The organism is Pedococcus badiiscoriae (assembly GCF_013408925.1).
GTDB lineage: Bacteria > Actinomycetota > Actinomycetes > Actinomycetales > Dermatophilaceae > Pedococcus > Pedococcus badiiscoriae.
This window is the reverse complement of sequence record NZ_JACCAB010000001.1, coordinates 2,826,735-2,843,307: the sequence shown is the minus strand read 5'-3', so window position 1 is coordinate 2,843,307 and position 16,573 is coordinate 2,826,735. Positions and strand designations below refer to the sequence as shown.

The following is a 16,573-nucleotide window of genomic DNA, read 5'->3' as shown; positions in this document are numbered from 1 at the left end:
GCTGCGCTGTGAACGTCTGCGCAGTGAACGTCTCCGCAGTGAACGTCTCCCAGCTCGGCGACGTCCTCGTGCGGGTGCTGCCCGTGCTCGTCTTCTTCGTCGCGATCACCGTGGTCGCCGAGATCGCTGACGCAGCAGGGGTTTTCGACGTCGCTGGCCACTGGGCCACTCGCGCCGGGCGGCACCGCACTCCCCTGCTGTGGCTGCTGTTCGTGCTCGTCGCGGTGGCCTGCACGGTCGTGCTCAGCCTCGACACGACGGCCGTGCTGTTGACCCCGGTCGGCCTGGCCATCGCGGCCCAGCTCAACATCTCACCGGTCCCGTTCGCCCTCACCACCCTGTGGATCGCCAACACCGCCAGCCTGCTGCTGCCCGTCTCGAACCTCACCAACCTGTTGGCCCTCAACCACTTCGCCCTGCTGGGGGTCGGGCACGCCGGCTACGTACGGCTCGCCGCCCTCCCCGCCGTGGGCGCAGTGGTCGGCACCGTGGTGGTCCTCGCCGTGCTGCACCGTCGGGAGCTGGGCGGACGGTACCTGCCGGACGCGCCGCCCGACCCGCACGACCAGGTCCTGCTGCGGGTGGCGGGTGCGGTCTGCCTCGCCGTCGGTCCCCTCTTCGCGGTGGGACTGTCCCCGGCCTGGGTGTCGTCGATCGCGGCCGGGGTGCTGGTCGCCGCCGCGTGGGCCCGCGACCGCGACCTGGTGCGCGACCTGAAGGTGCCGTGGCGGATGGCCCTTGCCGTCGCGGCGCTGTTCGTCGTCATCGACGCGGCCCTCCAGGTCGGGCTCCAACCCGCCCTGGCGTCTCTCGCCGGCCAGGGCACGACGTCCGTGGACCTCGTCCGGGTGGCGGGGGTGGGGGCCCTGGCCGCCAACACGGTCAACAACCTGCCCGCCTACATCGCCCTCGAGTCGGTGACCTCGGATGCGCCTTCCCGTCTGATGGCGCTCCTGATCGGCGTGAACGTCGCGCCCCTCGTCACCCCCTGGGCCTCCCTCGCCACCCTGCTGTGGGCGCAGCGCTGCCGGGCACGCGGCATCCACATCTCGATCGGGGCGCTCGCGGTGCAGGGACTGCTCTGCGCCGTCGCGGCCGCGGGACTCGCGCTCGCGGCGCTCGCGGTGGCCTCGTGAGGCCGCCCCGGTCGAGCTGGGCGCCCGCTCACTCCCCGTCCGGTAGAACGGGGCCATGAACCCGCGGGCAGGTCGCGACGTCGGCCGCTACCTGCGCGACCTGGCGACTCGGCTGGAGGAGCTCGCACCGACCGTGCTGGCGGGAGCCCCGGATGCCGCCCACCAGATGCGCACCACGGCCCGGCGCGCGTCTGCCTGCCTCACCTCGTTCGGCGGTGTGCTGGACCTCCCCGACGCAGAGGCCGTGGTCGGTGAGCTGTCCTGGCTCGGCGGGCAGCTGGGCACCTTCCGGGACGCCGAGGTGCTGGAGTCCAGGCTGACCGCGAGCCACGAGGCGCCCGCCCGGGTCGAGCAGGCCCTGACCGAGGCGCTCGAGCAGGCGACGACCAACCTGCGCACCGCCCTGGGCTCACCTCGGTTCGAGGCACTCTCACCGGCCCTGCTCGCGGCGGGCGCCTCGGCGACCGCGCGGCCCCCGCGACGCGAGCTGCGCCGCGCCGTCCGACGCGTGTGGAAGCGCACCCGTGCGCGCCACGCGGCCTACCTGGCCGCCGCCGACGACCAGCTGCGCGACGAGGCCCTGCACGAGCTGCGCAAGTCGCTGCGCAGGCTGCGGTACGCCTGCGACGCCCTCGGTACGTCCTGCGGCAAGCGGGTCGTGGCGGGTGCGGCCCAGGCCGGGGCGGTGCAGGAGGCGCTGGGTGAGCACCACGACGCGGTGGTCAGCATCGGCCTGCTCCGCGCACTGGCCGCCCACGAGCGGGACCCGGCGCGGATCGCGAGCTACCTGCTGCTGTTCGACGTGGAGGCAACCGCCAGGGAGCGGGCGCTCACGAGGTTCGAGGCCACCTGGCCACAGCTCGAACCCCACTTCCGGCGTCACTGACCCGCTGACCCCGGTGCGGCCAGCTCGCGGTCGTCCGGGCGAGGGTCAGCCGAGCCCGCGGACGAGGTCCTCGATGACGTCCTGGACGTGCTCGAGCCCGACCGAGATGCGCACGGTGCCGTCGGTGATCCCGACGGCGGCGCGCGCCTCCGGGGTGAGCCGGCGGTGGGTCGTGGTGGCCGGGTGCGTGACCATGGACTTCGCGTCACCGAGGTTGTTGCTGATGTCGACGACCCGCAGCGCGTTCAGCAGGGCGAACGCCTCGGCCTTGCCTCCGTCGAGCTCGAAGGTCACCACGGTCCCGCCCCCGAGCATCTGGCGACGCGCGAGGTCGTGCTGGGGGAAGGAGGGCAGCCAGGGGTAGAGCACCTTGGTCACCGAGGGGTGCCCCTCCAGCGCCTCCGCCACCGCCAGGGCGTTGGCGGCCTGCTTCTCGACCCGCAGGGACAGCGTCTCCAGGCCCTTGACGAGCACCCAGGCGTTGAACGGCGACATCGACGGGCCGGTGTGGCGCATCAGGTTCTTCACGGGTCCGTCGATGAACTCGGCGGTGCCCAGCACGGCGCCCCCGAGGGTGCGGCCCTGGCCGTCGATGTGCTTGGTGGCCGAGTACACGACCACGTCGGCGCCGTGCTCCAGCGGCTTGGAGAACACCGGGGTCCCGAAGACGTTGTCGACCACGACCTGCGCCCCTGCGGCGTGGGCGAGGTCGGACACGGCGCGCATGTCGACGAGCTCCTGCATCGGGTTGCTGGGGGTCTCGAAGAAGACGGCCTGGGTCGGCTCCGACAGCGCCTCACGCCACTGGTCGAGGTCGGGGCCGTCGACGAAGACGGTCTCGACGCCCCACCGCGGCAGGATCTCGTCGAGGATGACGAAGCACGAGCCGAACAGGCCGCGCGACGACACGACCCGGTCGCCCTGGCCCAGCAGGGCGGCGAGGGCCACGAACACCGCGGACATCCCGGATGCCGTGGCAAAACAGGCCTCCGCCCCCTCGAGCTCGCGCAGCCGCTGCTCGAACATGGTCACGGTGGGGTTGCCGTAGCGCGAGTAGATGAAGTGGTCGACCTCGTCCTTGAAGGCCGCCTCGGCCTGCTCGGCGCTCTCGTAGACGAACCCGGACGTGAGGTAGAGCGCCTCGGCCGTCTCGTCGAAGTTGCTGCGGTTCAGGCCGCCGCGCACCGCGATGGTGTCGGGGCGAAACCTGTGCTGGGACCTGGGTTCCGGCGTCACGTCGCTCACCCCTGCCGCCACGGAAGACCGGCGTTCTTCCACCCGGCCACGGCCCGGTGGCCGTGCTCGTCGTGGGGACCTTCGAAGCCTTCCAGCACGTTGTAGGCCGGACCGAGGCCAGCCCTCGACGCGGCCTGTGCCGCGGCGACCGACCGCACGCCGGAACGGCAGATGAAGTAGATCGGCGCCCCGTCGGGGAGCCCGGCGTCCTGGAGCTGCTCGACGAAGTCACCGTTGACCGCACCGTCGGGAAAGCGCTGCCACTCGACACAGACCACGCGCTTGCCGATCGGCGACAGGTCCGGGAGGCCGACATAGCTCCACTCCGCGGCGGTCCGCACGTCGACCAGGACGGCGTCCTCCTCGGCCGCCAGCGCGGCATACGCCTCCTGGGGGCCGACGTCTCCGGCGTATGACTCAGCACTCATGGCGCCAGCGTAGAACTCCCGCCACATGGCGAGACGAGGGGCCCACGTCGTGGACTGGACGCTCCCACCCAGAGCACCCCTCGCGACGTCAGGTGCGGTTGGTGAACGCGACCGAGACGTTGCCGTCCGGCCAGACCTCGAGCGCCGTCAGCGAGCCAGGGGCCGCAGCGAGGCGCCACACCTTGTCGTGCGGGATCCCCAGGACATGGGCGAGCACGCACATGATCGGCTTGCGGTGGCAGACCACGACCGACGTGCCGCCGGCGGCCACCACCCGCTCGAACGCGGCGACGACCCGTGCCGCCAGCTCCTCGTGCGACTCCCCGCCCGGACGACGGTATGCCGGGTCCTCGCGCATCGCGGTCAGCTCGGCCGGGTGGTCGCGGACCAGGTCGGGGATGGCCGCGCCGTCCCAGTCGCCGAAGTCCTGCTCGTCCCAGTCGGCGTCGACGACAGGAGCGGCCCCGATCGCCTCGGCCACCGCGGCGCCGGTCTCGCGCGCCCGGGCCAGTGAGGAGGTGACGACGCGGGCGGACGAGCCGCCGAGGAGGTGCGCGGTGGCGCGCCCGGCGGCGGCAGCCTGGGCCTGACCGGCGGTGTTGAGCGACGGGTCGGCGCCACCGCGACCGTCGAGGCGCGACGCGACAGTGAAGTCGGTGATCCCGTGGCGCACCAGCACGATCCGGGTCGGCGTCCCCTCCCACGGGCCGGCGGCCGGCGGGCTGGGCTGGGGGTCGATGAGCTCGTCGACCACCTCGTCGACCACCTCGCCGTTGGTCGGATCGGTCGCGTCCCCGCTCGCGCTGCCGCCGATCGCGTCCCCGGTCGCGCTGCCGCCCAGCATGCGGTCGATCGTCCGTCCGTCCATGCCGGCGTTCGACAGGGCGTCGGCGTCCTTGTTCTGCTCGCGCGGGATCCACGTGAACGTCACCGACCCACCCGCCGCGCTGATCCTGGCCGCCAGGTCGCGGGCCTCGAGGGCGAGCGTGCGCATGTCCGGGTGCTTGATCTTCCAGCGCCCCGCCATCTGCTCGACGACGAGCTTGGAGTCCATCCGCGCCTCGACATCCGCGCCGGCGTCGATCCGTAGGACCGCCCTCAGGCCGGCGATGAGACCGGAGTACTCCGCGACGTTGTTGGACTCCTTGCCCAGCGGCTCGGCGCCCTCCCAGAGCACCCGCCCCGTGACGGCGTCACGCACCAGGGCGCCGTACCCGGCGACCCCGGGGTTGCCGCGAGAACCACCGTCAGCCTCGACGACGAGCGCGCGTCCAGTCATCTGGCCACTCGGCGGCACGGCTCAGAGGCCGGACTCGGCGGTACGCACGAGGATGCGGCGGCACTCCTCGCAGCGCAGCAGCTCGTCTGCAGGAGCCGCCTTGATGCGGTTCATGTCGACGTTGTTGAGCTCGAGCTGGCACCCACCGCAGCGACGCTGCCGCAGGGCTGCCGCAGCGAGACCCCCGCTCTGCACGCGGATCTTCTCGTACAGCGCGACGAGGTCCTCCCCCACGCCGGCGACGATGTCGGCGCGAGGCGCAGCGACCTTGGTGGCCTCGAGCTCGAGGTCGGCCAGCGCCGCGTCCCTCGCCTCCGTCGCCGCGGTGAGCTGAGCGGCCAGCGTCGTGTGCTCGACCTCGAGCTGGGCGACGGCGGACTCGGCGTCCTCGGCCCGCTCCATCACCTCGATCTCGACGTCCTCGAGCTCGGACTGGCGTCGGACCAGGGAGGCGAGCTCGTGCTGGATCGCCTGCAGGTCCTTGGCCGACCCCGCGCCGGAGTCCAGCCGGGCCTGGTCGCGCGCCGCCCGGTCGCGGACGAGCTGCACGTCGGCCTCTGCCTTGGCGACCTCACGCTGGATGTCGCCGAGCTCGGTCCGGGCTCGCACCAGCAGGGAGTCGAGACCGGCCGCCTTGGTCTGGAGGTCGGCCAGCACGGCGTGCTCGGGCAGGGTCTTGCGGGCGTGCTCGAGCTGGTCCAGACGGGTGTCGATCGCCTGCAGGTCGAGCAGTCGCCACTGACGGGACGGGTCGGCTTTCAGGACGTACCTCCAGGACCAGCGGGCGGTTCGGCACCGACGACGAAGTCCCAGGGGTCGGTGCGCAGTGTCGAGATGTGGGTCTCCACCTTAGGGGCCCCGTCGCCGCCACCCGCAATCGCGGTCCGGACCCGGTCCGCGGCGCCCTCGAGCCAGAGCGACTCGGTGGCCCAGTGACCTGCGTCGACGAGGTACGGCGGACCTCCCCGTGACTCCTCACGGGCCTCGAGGACCGGGTGGTGCCGCAGGTCGGCGGTGACGTACACGTCGGCGCCGCTCGCCCGGACGTGGTCGAACAGGTCGTCCCCGGCGCCGCCCATCACGGCGACGCGCTCGACCCGCGCGTCTGCCGGGCCGGCCACCCGCAGACCACCCGCGGAGGGCGGCAGGGCGGCATACAGGGACGTGGTGAAGTCGGCCAGCGACCGTGGTTCAGTCAGGCGCCCGACCCGACCCAGCGGCTGACCCTCGACGACGGCGAGCGGCTCGACGTCGACGAGCCCGCACGCCAGGGCGAGGGCGTCGTTGACCCCGGGCGACGCGACGTCGGCGTTGGTGTGCGCGACGTAGAGCGCGATGTCGTGGACGAGCAGCGCCGTGACCGTGGCGCCCTTGGCTCCGGTTGTGGCCACGCTGTGTATGCCGCGCAGCAGCAGGGGGTGGTGCGTCACCACGAGGTCCGCGCCGAGGGCGCGCGCCTCCTCGATGACCGCCAGGGTGGGGTCGACGGCGAAGTGGATGCGTCGCACCGGCTGGGCGAGGTCCCCGGCCACCAGCCCGACCTGGTCCCAGGACTGGGCCGTCGACGGCGGGTAGAGGTCCTCCAGCACAAGGACGACGTCAGCCAGGGTGGGGTGCATGTGGGCCCGGCCGGGCTCGAACCGACGACATCCACGGTGTAAACGTGGCGCTCTACCAACTGAGCTACAGGCCCGCGTCGTCACGGTCGGCGCTGGCGCCGCGTTCGGACTGCGTGCGACATTCTGTCAGGTCGCGTCCGTGGGCACCGGGAGGGTGACCTCGAAGGTCGTGCCACTGCCCAGCTCGGACTCCACCCTGATCGCGCCGCCGTGGCGCACGATGATCCGGGCGACGATGCTCAGTCCCAGTCCAGTACCGGGCACTTGGAGCGCGGCGGGGTTGGTGCTGCGGAAGAACTCGGTGAACAGCAGCTGCTGGTCCTGCTCGGAGATCCCCATCCCTTCGTCGGAGCACCGCAGGACAACCGTGTCGGCCTCCCGGCGCGTGGTCAGCCGCACCACGCCGTGGTCGGGGCTGAACTTCACGGCATTGCTCACCAGGTTGTCGACCACCTGCGCCAGCTCGTCGGCGTTGCCTGCCACCACCTGGGCGCCCTCGACGAGGTCGCTGCTCAGGGAGATGCCGCGCTGCTCGGCGCCGGGCCGGAACATGTCGATGGCGTCCTGGGCAAGGTCGGCGAGGTCGACGCGGGAGCTGACCAGCGGCCGGTCCGGGTCACTGACCTTCGCCAGGGTGAGCAGGTCGTTGACCAGGTCCTGCAGCCGGTGCGTGTTGCGATCCATGACCGACAGCGACCAGTCGGGGTCCGACGTGGGGTCGTCGCGCAACAGCTCCAGGTGGCCGACGATGGAGCTGAGGGGGTTCTTCAGCTCGTGCGCCACGGTGGCGAACAGCGAGGTCTTGGCCCGGTCGGACTCGCGGAACTGGTCGACGAGGCGGCGCTCGAGCTCCAGGAGCCGCGCGTTGACGATGGCGCGCCCGATGTCGCGGCCCATCTCCAGCGCGGAGGCCGCCTCCGCGTCACTCCAGGTGGGTTCCTGCGCCGAGCGGGTGATGACGAGGTGTCCCAGGCACTCGTTGGCCGCCCCGATGGGTGCGAGCATCCAGGCCCCGCCCCCGAAGGGAGCGGTGAACGCGAGCATCGTGCCGACCTCGTCGTCGGTCAGCAGGCCCGCTGGGTGGGTGGATCCCTCACGCACCAGGGCCGCGGTCCTGCCCCGCCAGCACTGTTGGGCCACGCGGCGCACCAGGTTCACGACCTCGGCCGGGGCATCCGCCGCGCCGCGGCCGGAGTGGGCGACGACGCTGCCGTCGGAAGGGTCGGTCTCATGACCGAACGTGCGCACCCAGATGGCGGAACCCCGCAAGCCCTCCAGCACAGGCTCGACGACGACTTCCACGGCACGGGCGGGGTCCAGGATCTCCTGCGAGATGCGGGCGACTGTGTGCACGGCGGCGGCGAGACGGGCCTGCTCCGCCAGGGCCACTCGCTGCCGCGCGCCGTTGATCGCGATGCCCGCCTGGTTGGCGAAGACCTCGAGCAGTCCCTGCTGGACCTCGTCCGGGCGCTTGCCACTGAGCGGGAGGTCGACGGAGATCATGCCCAGCCAGATGCCGGCGACGTCGTAGAAGGGCGCGTGCAGGGTGTCGAGGCTGTCCCAGGAGTCCGGGTCGCCGGACGCGGAGGCTTCCCAGCCCTCCGCCACCCAGCCGGCCTGGGACGTCGACGGAAGCCGGTCCGCCGGGACGAACCGCAGCGTGCCCCACTGCTCCGCGATGGCGAACTCGGCCTCGACCATGGCGCGAGGGGTGCGGCGCCCCATCAGCTCTCGACGTGCCCCGGGGTCGCCCCCCACCGCGACGACCTCCAGGTCACCGTCGGGCTGCACGAGGCTGACCGCGGCCACCCGGAAACCCACGACGTCTGCCGCGCCCTCGACGATCAGGTCGAGCACGTCCTGCAGGTTCTCCTGACCGCTGGCACGGTTCATCAGCTCCGACAGGCCGCGCAACGCCTGCATCCCCGTCGAGGTCAAGACCACCGACCGCTCACCCCTGAATCATTTGTCGTTGCTCCCCAGTATCGCGGCAGGTTAACCCCCAGGGGACCACGAATTCGCCCGTTTCTCCACGTTTGCCCGGCGAGTCCATCCGTTGGGACGAGGGACCCGCGGTTCCGATGGGGCGCTGGCGCCCGTCAGCGACGCAGCTCGGCCAATGCCTCGTGGTAGCCGGTGAAGTCCCGCGGCTGGCCGATCTCGTTGACCAGTGACCACCGGACCACGCCGTCGACGTCGAGGAGGAACGTGCCGCGGATCGCCGCGCCGGCCTGCTCGTTGAACACGCCGTAGCTCTTCGCGACGCCGCCGTGCGGCCAGAAGTCCGACAGGAGGGGAAAGAAGTAGCCCTCCTTGTCCGCCCAGGCACGCTGGCTGAACATGTGGTCGCACGACACGGCGAGCACCTGCACGTCGTCAGCGACGAAGCCGCCGAGGTCGTCACGGATCTCGCACAGCTCGCCGGTGCAGATGCCGGAGAAGGCGAACGGGTAGAACACCAGGACGACGTTCTTGGCGCCACGGAACTGGGCCAGGGAGAACTCCTGCCCGTTCTGGTCCCTGAGGGCGAACTCCGGTGCCACGGCCCCGACGGCCAAGGGTGACGTCATGCTCGGCAGTCTGCCAGCGACGTCAACGCCGGCCTGTCTTGGGGGCGACCAACCGGGTGGCAGTCCAGTCGTCGCAGGCGTTGACCGTGCCCGAGGTGTGCAGACCAGCGGTCGTCGCGGCCTCCTCGATGTCGCTCGCCTCGACGTGTCCCGGGCGACCCGACTTCAGCGTGAGGACGATGACGGAACCGCCTTCACCGAGGTTCGTGAGGGCGTCGACGACGGCGTCGACGAGGTCTCCGTCGTCCTGCCGCCACCAGATGAAGGCGGCGTCGGCGACGTCCTGGTACTCCTCGTCCTCGAGCTCGGTGCCGGTGTGGTCCTCGACGGCGAAGCGGAAGTCGTCGTCGACGTCGGAGTCGTAGCCGAACTCCTGGATCACCTGTCCTGCGGTGAGGCCCAGTCGGCCCACCGATGCTTGCAGCGCAGACTGCGCTGGCGTGGTCACACCCTTCTCCATCTCTCGAGGCGGTTAGTTGCGGGTTAGTCCATCGGGTTGTGCCCGGATTTTCAACTGAGTCCGTGGAATACGCAGACTTTCCCACCGCGTGGACAGGGTGGGAATCGGGCGTCTGGCCGACCAGCACCCATCCAGCCCTCCCCGCGGGAGCGGCCCCGAGGCCTGGGTGTCAGGACACCTGGGCCCGCTGGCGGGCACGGCTCGAGCGGACCACCTGGTCGGCGAGCAGACGCAGGGCCTCGGACTCGTCGAGGTGCGCGACCACCGGGGAGACGGGGCCGACCGTCGAGAGCACCCGGACCGTCGCGACGCCGAGCCGGCGTTGGACCGGGCCCTGCTCGACCTTGAGCGACTGGATGCGCGCGTGGGGCACGAACTGCGCTGCGCGGTACCACGCACCGCGGCGCGCGAGCAGGCCGCCGGACAGGACGGCATACCCCTGTCGTCGCCAGCTGAGGGGGTCGAGCGCCCTGGCACGCCGGCTGGTGGTGGTGAAGCCCTCGGCCGGCCCGGTCCCTTCCAGTGCGGCGACGGCCGCACCCCGAGGTATGCCCGCGTTCACCAGGGCGAGTACCGCGAGCGCTTCCTCGCGGTTGCCGACGGGCATCAGCACGGTCTGGGTGTCTTCGTCACCGCTGGCCGCCCCGGCGACGTTGACCGAGATCCGCCACCAGCCGGTCAGCCGCCACGGCAGCGACTGGCTCACCTCGACGGCCTGGATGCGGTGCACGGGCACGGTCGTCGTGCGCAGGTCGGTGAGGCCGTGCCGGATCCGCAGCCGGTCGCCCTGGTGGAGCAGCTCGAAGTTGCACTCCTGGACGAGCCGCTTGAGGTGCGAGCTGCCCACGGCCAAGGTCATCGGGCCGAGCCAGGCGACCATCTGTGGCACGCCCAGCGCCACGGACACGAGCAGGGCGGGGACGGCGAGCAGGATGACCAGCCCGGGACCGGTGTAGAGCACGGACTGCAGGATGCGTGCGTTGGGGATGGCCAGGACGCGCTGACCGACGGGCGCGGTCCCGGGCCGGTCGGCGTGGCCCGAGACATCCTCCGCAGCCCCAGCCAGCGCTCCCCCGGCGACCTCGTCACTGCGTCCCGCGAGCGCCATCAGCTGCTCGCGCACCTGCTGTGCCTGGGCGTCGGTCAGGAAGGACAGCTTGAGGTGCGAGTCCTTGCCACCGGCGGACTGGACCACCACCTCCGAGAGCCCCGTGAGGCGCGCCAGCAGTGGTCGTCCGAGGTCGACGGCCTGGATCCGGTCGAACCGGACCTGTCGGTGCTGGCGGAACAGCACTCCGGTCCGGAGCTCGATGAGGGTGTCAGCGACCCGGAACCGGGAGAAGCGCCAGGACACCCACGCCCCGGCGATGATCCCCAGCAGGACGACGACCACGCCGAGGGCCGCCAGCCCCCAGTGTCCCTGGGTCGGGTCGTCGGCACGAGCGCCGAAGATCGAGTCCGCCTGCTGCGAGACGACATAGGCCAGGACGGCGACGAACGCGATGCCACCCCGCAGCAGCGGCGAGAGGGGGTGCAGGTGCCGCCACTCGGGCTCGGCAGCCGAGTCCGTCACCGAGCCCGTCACAGGGCCCGGCGTCGGCTCGACAGCACTCACAGGCCAGCCCGCTGGGACTCGCCGCGGGCGGCCAGTCGCTCGCGCAGCGCCTCGGCCTCGGCCGTCGGCAGTCCGGGGATCACGCCACGGCTCTGCGGCGAGGCCGTGTGCAGCTCGACGGTGGCCATGTCGAAGCGTCGCTCCAGCGGACCGGACTGCACGTCGACGAACTGCAGCCGGCCGTACGGCACGCTCACCAGGGTCCTGAACATCCGTCCGCGACGGACCACCAGCTCCTCGGCCCCCTCCGCCCAGGTGATCGCCGGGACCTGCCTGCGGATCACCCACGTCCCGGCGGCGAGGGCCACCGCGACGAGCACGACCCCCACCCAGAACCAGGCCCACACGAACACCGCGAGCGCGAGCAGCCCCAGCAGTGGCGGCACCAGCAGCAACGACAGGACGAGGAGTCGCGCTGTCGCGAGCCTCGGGGAGACGCGACGCCACGCCATACCGGTGTCGCCGAAGAGGCGGACCTCGTCGGGAGCAGGGACCGGATGAAGGGGGGCGTCGCTCACGTCCCCAACCTATCCGCCGAGCGATCCGGTGAGCCCGCGACATACATTGCTCGCGTGGGACTGGTGACGAGACGGACGCCGGCGATCCGGGTCGAGGTGGCCACGGACGATGTCCGGTCGACCTCCCGACCGGACACGCTTGCCGTGGAGGAGCCCCTGGAGATCCGCGTGGGCGGCACCGCGGTCACCGTCACGATGCGCACCCCCGGCGACGACTTCGACCTGGCGCTGGGCAACCTCCTGACCGAGGGAGTGCTGCGCCGGGGCGACGACGTGGCGCAGCTGATGCACTGCCTCGACGAGGACGAGACCGGTTCCCCCACCTACAACGTCGTCGACGTCACCCTCGCCCCCGGGGTGGTGCCCGACCTGGGGCGCAGCGCGCGCAGCGGGTACCAGACCAGCGCCTGCGGGGTGTGCGGCAAGACGAGCATCGACGCCATCACCGCGACGAGCCCGTATGCCGTGGCCGGCGACCCGCTGCGGCTCTCCCCTGCCGTGGTCGCCGGGCTGCCCGACGCCATGCGGGCCCACCAGAAGGTGTTCGACAAGACCGGTGGTCTGCATGCGGCCGCGATCTTCGGGCCGGACGGCGAGGCCCTGGTGGTGCGCGAGGACGTCGGCCGGCACAACGCGGTCGACAAGGTGGTCGGCTGGGCCGCTCGCGAGGGGCTGTTGCCGTTGGCGGGACACGTCCTCGTCGTCAGCGGACGGGCCAGCTTCGAGCTCGTGCAGAAGGCGGTGATGGCCGGACTGCCCGCGCTCGTGGCGGTCTCCGCGCCCTCCTCGCTGGCCGTCGAGCTGGCGGTCGAGTCCGGGCTGACACTGGTGGGGTTCGCCCGGCCGCCGCGGCTGACCGTCTACGCCGGAGCGCACCGGCTCGGGCTGTGATCCGAGGGGGGTTTCGCACCACTCCGCATACTGGCCAGTAGGCCGGTCCGGTTGTGACCTGCGCCTCCCGGGGGTGGAAGATGGACGAGGTGGTCGCAGCCAACCTCGCGACCCCTCGTCAACACTGGCGCGAGAAAGGACCCACGACCGTGGCCGCACGCGAGGAAGCCGGACCGATTCTGAACGGCATCCCCAGCCAGCTCCCGGACATCGACCCCGAGGAGACCAAGGAGTGGCTCGACTCCCTCGACGGGGTCATCGAGGAGGGCGGTCGGCAACGCGCTCGATACGTCATGCTCAAGCTGCTCGAGCGTGCCCGCGAGATGCAGGTCGGGGTCCCGTCGCTGACGGCGACCGACTACATCAACACGATCTCGCCCGAGCAGGAGCCGTGGTTCCCCGGGGACGAGGAGGTCGAGCGCCGCTACCGCGCCTACCTGCGCTGGAACGCCGCCGTGATGGTGCACCGTGCGCAGCGTCCCGGCATCGGGGTCGGCGGCCACATCTCCACGTACGCCTCGGCGGCGACCCTCTACGAGGTCGGCTTCAACCACTTCTGGCGCGGGGCCGACCACCCCGGCGGCGGCGACCAGGTCTTCTTCCAGGGACACGCCTCCCCCGGCATGTATGCCCGGGCCTTCCTCGAGGGACGCCTCTCCGAGGACCAGCTCGACGGGTTCCGCCAGGAGAAGAGCCACCTCGTCGCAGGACAGCCGGTCGGCCTGCCGTCCTACCCGCACCCCCGCCTGATGCCTGACTTCTGGCAGTTCCCCACGGTGTCGATGGGCATCGGCCCGATGAACGCCATCTACCAGGCACAGTTCAACAAGTACCTGCACAACCGCGGTGTCAAGGACACCAGCCAGCAGCACGTCTGGGCCTTCCTCGGCGACGGGGAGATGGACGAGCCGGAGTCGCGCGGCCTGCTCCAGCTGGCCGCCGGCGAGGAGCTCGACAACCTCACCTTCGTCGTCAACTGCAACCTGCAGCGGCTCGACGGGCCGGTCCGGGGCAACGGCAAGATCGTCCAGGAGCTCGAGGCCTTCTTCCGCGGCGCGGGCTGGAACGTCATCAAGGTCATCTGGGGCCGCGGCTGGGACCCGCTGCTGGCCCAGGACCGCGACGGCGCGCTCGTGCACCTGATGAACACCACGAGCGACGGCGACTACCAGACCTTCCGCGCCAACGACGGCAAGTTCGTCCGCGAGCAGTTCTTCGGCCGCGACCCGCGCACCCGCGAGATGGTCAAGGACTGGTCCGACGATGACGTGTGGTGGCGGCTCAAGCGCGGCGGCCACGACTACCGCAAGGTGTTCGCGGCCTACCAGGCGGCGATGAACCACACGGGTCAGCCGACCGTGATCCTGGCCAAGACGATCAAGGGCTACGGCCTGGGCAGCCACTTCGCCGGCCGCAACGCCACGCACCAGATGAAGAAGCTCACCCTCGACGACCTCAAGGGACTGCGCGACAGCCTCAAGCTCCCGATCTCGGACGAGGCGCTGGAGAAGGACCCGTACGCCCCGCCCTACTTCCACCCGGGCCCCGACGACCCCAGCATCAAGTACCTGCTCGAGCGACGCGAGAAGCTCGGCGGCCCGCTGCCGGTGCGCCGAGTGCAGCACGAGCCGCTCAAGCTGCCGGACCACTCGGCCTACGACGTCGTCAAGAAGGGCACCGGCAAGCAGCAGATCGCCACGACCATGGCGTTCGTCCGGCTGCTCAAGGAGCTCATGCGCGACAAGGAGTTCGGCAAGCGCGTCGTGCCGATCATCCCGGACGAGGCCCGCACCTTCGGCATGGACTCGTTCTTCCCGACGATCAAGATCTACAACCCGCACGGCCAGAAGTACACGTCCGTCGACGCGGAGCTGATGCTGGCCTACAAGGAGGCCAAGGACGGCCAGATCCTGCACCTCGGCATCAACGAGGCGGGCTCGATGGCGGCGTTCACCGCGGCCGGCACGTCCTACGCCACCCACGGCGAGCCGATGGTGCCGATCTACGTGTTCTACTCGATGTTCGGCTTCCAGCGCACCGCCGACTCGATCTGGGCGGCTGCCGACCAGATGGCGCGTGGCTTCCTCATCGGTGCCACGGCCGGTCGGACCACCCTCACCGGCGAGGGCCTGCAGCACGCAGACGGGCACAGCCCGTTGATGGCGGCGACCAACCCCGCCGTGGTGTCCTACGACCCGGCGTTCGGGTTCGAGATCGGGCACATCATGGAGGACGGGCTGCGCCGGATGTACGGCGACGACCCCGAGAACGTCATCTACTACATCACGGTCTACAACGAGCCGATGAGCCAGCCGCAGGAGCCGGAGAACGTCGACCACGAGGGGATCCTGCGGGGCATGCACCTGTTCGCCCCGGGCATCGCCGACGGCCTGCCCGACGACGCGCCTCGCGTGCAGCTGCTCGCCTCGGGCGTCGGCGTCCCGTGGGCGCTGGAGGCCCAGGAGCTCCTGCGCAACGACTGGGGCGTCGTCGCCGACGTGTGGTCGGTGACGTCGTGGAGCGAGCTGCGTCGCGACGGGATGGCCTGCGACGAGCAGCGGTTCCTGCACCCGGAGGGCGAGGCCCGCACCCCGTACGTCACCGAGCGGCTCCGCGACACCCGCGGTCCGGTGGTGGCGGTGTCCGACTACATGCGCCAGGTGCAGGACCAGATCCAGCCGTGGGTCCCGGGAGACTTCGCCTCGCTCGGCGCCGACGGGTTCGGGTTCTCCGACACCCGCCCGGCCGCGCGGCGGTTCTTCCACATCGACGGCCCGTCCGTGGCGGTGCGTGCGCTGCAGATGCTCGTCCAGCGCGGCGAGGTGGACGGTGGCGTGGCCCGCGAGGCCGCAGCGCGCTACCGCCTGCTCGACGTCACCGCCGGCACGTCCGGCAACGCGGGCGGGGACAGCTGACCCGGGCCTGACCGTGCCCGGTTGATGAAACCCCTTGCCCGACAAGGTATGCCGCCCGCTCAGCTGAGCGGGCGGCATACCTGGTCGTGGGGCAGGATGACCGGGTGACCTCTGATCCCGCATCCACGACACGGCGTCGCGTCGCCGTCACCGGTGCCGCCGGCAAACTCGGCCGCCACGTCGTCGCCCACCTGGCCGAGCGCGGGTACGACGTGCTCGCCCTCGACCGGACCCGGCCCGCGTCCCCGTCGACGCCGTTCATCGCCCTCGACCTCACGGACTACGGCCAGGTCATCGAGGCGCTCTCGGGAGGCGTGGACGAGCACTCGACGCCGGTGGACGCGGTGGTGCACCTCGCAGCGATCCCGGCGCCGGGCCTGACCACCAACGCGTCGACCTTCGCCAACAACTCCGCCGCGACCTACAACGTCTTCGCCGCGGCCCGCGCCCTCAAGGTCCGCAACGTCGTCTGGGCCTCGAGCGAGACCGTCCTCGGCCTGCCCTTCGACACTCCCCCGCCGTACGTCCCCGTCGACGAGGAGTACCACCCGCGGCCCGAGTCGACCTACTCGTTGACCAAGGCGCTCGAGGAGGAGATGGCCAGGCACTTCTGTCGCTGGGACCCCGAGCTGACGATGACGGGTCTGCGTTTCTCGAACGTCATGGACCCCGAGGACTACGCCGCCTTCCCGTCGTTCGACGCCGATCCCTCCCTGCGCCAGTGGAACCTGTGGGGCTACATCGACGGCCGTGACGGAGCCCAGGCGGTGCGCCTCGGTCTCGAGCGGACCGAGCCGGGGTGCGAGGTCTTCGTGATCGCCAACGCCGACACGGTGATGAGCCGCTCCAGCGCGGAGCTCATGGCGCAGGTCTTCCCGGGGGTCGAGGTGCGCAAGACCCTCGGCGAGCACGAGACGCTGCTCGGCATCGACAAGGCCCGGCGCCTGCTGGGCTACGAGCCCGAGCACTCGTGGCGCGACCACGCGCCCTGATCTGGCATGGCCCCTGTTGTGGGCGGCA

At 71.4% G+C, this 16,573-nt stretch carries 15 protein-coding genes and 1 tRNA gene; 5 read left to right on the top strand and 11 right to left on the bottom strand.

The window, feature by feature from the left end:
• The first annotated feature begins 8 nt into the window (after positions 1-8).
• Positions 9-1,136 (top strand): SLC13 family permease, encoded by a 1,128-nt coding sequence (locus BJ986_RS13430; protein ID WP_179422451.1) that lies wholly within the window; start codon positions 9-11, stop codon positions 1,134-1,136.
• A 55-nt stretch (positions 1,137-1,191) separates the two neighbouring features.
• Complete coding sequence (locus BJ986_RS13425; RefSeq protein ID WP_179422449.1) at positions 1,192-2,022, top strand: CHAD domain-containing protein; 831 nt, start codon at positions 1,192-1,194, stop codon at positions 2,020-2,022.
• A gap of 45 nt (positions 2,023-2,067) precedes the next feature.
• Here the strand turns inward: BJ986_RS13425 and BJ986_RS13420 are convergent, their stop codons facing one another.
• The 11 genes from BJ986_RS13420 to BJ986_RS13370 all read right to left on the bottom strand — a co-directional run bounded on the left by BJ986_RS13420 (position 2,068) and on the right by BJ986_RS13370 (position 11,747).
• Complete coding sequence (locus BJ986_RS13420) at positions 2,068-3,258, bottom strand: O-succinylhomoserine sulfhydrylase (protein WP_179422447.1); 1,191 nt, start codon at positions 3,256-3,258, stop codon at positions 2,068-2,070.
• 5 nt (positions 3,259-3,263) lie between these two features.
• Positions 3,264-3,686 (bottom strand): rhodanese-like domain-containing protein, encoded by a 423-nt coding sequence (locus tag BJ986_RS13415; RefSeq protein WP_179422445.1) that lies wholly within the window; start codon positions 3,684-3,686, stop codon positions 3,264-3,266.
• 88 nt (positions 3,687-3,774) lie between these two features.
• On the bottom strand, positions 3,775-4,965 hold the full coding sequence (locus BJ986_RS13410) for a bifunctional RNase H/acid phosphatase (protein ID WP_179422444.1): 1,191 nt from the start codon (positions 4,963-4,965) through the stop codon (positions 3,775-3,777).
• A gap of 21 nt (positions 4,966-4,986) precedes the next feature.
• A complete protein-coding gene (locus BJ986_RS13405) occupies positions 4,987-5,679 on the bottom strand; it encodes a zinc ribbon domain-containing protein (protein ID WP_420372059.1) in 693 nt (230 codons plus the stop codon).
• A gap of 44 nt (positions 5,680-5,723) precedes the next feature.
• Positions 5,724-6,584 (bottom strand): Nif3-like dinuclear metal center hexameric protein, encoded by an 861-nt coding sequence (locus BJ986_RS13400; protein WP_179422443.1) that lies wholly within the window; start codon positions 6,582-6,584, stop codon positions 5,724-5,726.
• A 1-nt stretch (position 6,585) separates the two neighbouring features.
• Positions 6,586-6,658, bottom strand: a tRNA-Val gene (locus BJ986_RS13395).
• A 52-nt stretch (positions 6,659-6,710) separates the two neighbouring features.
• A complete protein-coding gene (locus BJ986_RS13390) occupies positions 6,711-8,528 on the bottom strand; it encodes an ATP-binding protein (RefSeq protein WP_179422442.1) in 1,818 nt (605 codons plus the stop codon).
• A 155-nt stretch (positions 8,529-8,683) separates the two neighbouring features.
• Positions 8,684-9,154, bottom strand: a complete 471-nt coding sequence (locus BJ986_RS13385; protein ID WP_179422441.1) for a peroxiredoxin — start codon at positions 9,152-9,154, stop codon at positions 8,684-8,686.
• A 22-nt stretch (positions 9,155-9,176) separates the two neighbouring features.
• Entirely contained in the window at positions 9,177-9,602 is a 426-nt protein-coding gene (locus tag BJ986_RS13380) for a DUF3052 domain-containing protein (RefSeq protein WP_337795286.1), read from the bottom strand.
• Positions 9,603-9,783: 181 nt separating this feature from the next.
• Positions 9,784-11,229, bottom strand: coding sequence for a PH domain-containing protein (locus tag BJ986_RS13375; RefSeq protein ID WP_179422439.1), 1,446 nt, complete (start codon positions 11,227-11,229; stop codon positions 9,784-9,786).
• On the bottom strand, positions 11,226-11,747 hold the full coding sequence (locus tag BJ986_RS13370; protein ID WP_337795285.1) for a PH domain-containing protein: 522 nt from the start codon (positions 11,745-11,747) through the stop codon (positions 11,226-11,228). Before BJ986_RS13370 ends, BJ986_RS13375 begins: the two co-directional genes overlap by 4 nt.
• A gap of 54 nt (positions 11,748-11,801) precedes the next feature.
• Here BJ986_RS13370 and fdhD point away from each other — a divergent pair, with 54 nt between their 5' ends.
• From fdhD to BJ986_RS13355, 3 genes are all read left to right on the top strand, one after another.
• Positions 11,802-12,638 carry a formate dehydrogenase accessory sulfurtransferase FdhD gene (fdhD, locus tag BJ986_RS13365; protein WP_337795283.1) on the top strand — a complete coding sequence of 279 codons (837 nt, stop codon included), beginning with the start codon at positions 11,802-11,804 and terminating at the stop codon, positions 12,636-12,638.
• A 149-nt stretch (positions 12,639-12,787) separates the two neighbouring features.
• The gene (gene aceE / locus BJ986_RS13360) at positions 12,788-15,553 is read left to right on the top strand and encodes a pyruvate dehydrogenase (acetyl-transferring), homodimeric type (protein ID WP_337795282.1); all 2,766 of its coding nucleotides are present in this window, start codon (positions 12,788-12,790) and stop codon (positions 15,551-15,553) included.
• Between the two features lie 104 nt (positions 15,554-15,657).
• Positions 15,658-16,545 carry an SDR family NAD(P)-dependent oxidoreductase gene (locus tag BJ986_RS13355; protein WP_179422433.1) on the top strand — a complete coding sequence of 296 codons (888 nt, stop codon included), beginning with the start codon at positions 15,658-15,660 and terminating at the stop codon, positions 16,543-16,545.
• The last annotated feature ends 28 nt before the right edge of the window (positions 16,546-16,573 follow it).

What these genes read in the sequence shown, in the direction of transcription:
- BJ986_RS13385 (WP_179422441.1), bottom strand. Translation starts at nt 9,154, where the DNA reads ATGACGTCACCCTTGGCCGTCGGGGCCGTGGCACCGGAGTTCGCCCTC.
- BJ986_RS13415 (WP_179422445.1), bottom strand. Translation starts at nt 3,686, where the DNA reads ATGAGTGCTGAGTCATACGCCGGAGACGTCGGCCCCCAGGAGGCGTAT.
- BJ986_RS13400 (WP_179422443.1), bottom strand. Translation starts at nt 6,584, where the DNA reads ATGCACCCCACCCTGGCTGACGTCGTCCTTGTGCTGGAGGACCTCTAC.
- BJ986_RS13425 (WP_179422449.1), top strand. Translation starts at nt 1,192, where the DNA reads ATGAACCCGCGGGCAGGTCGCGACGTCGGCCGCTACCTGCGCGACCTG.
- BJ986_RS13410 (WP_179422444.1), bottom strand. Translation starts at nt 4,965, where the DNA reads ATGACTGGACGCGCGCTCGTCGTCGAGGCTGACGGTGGTTCTCGCGGC.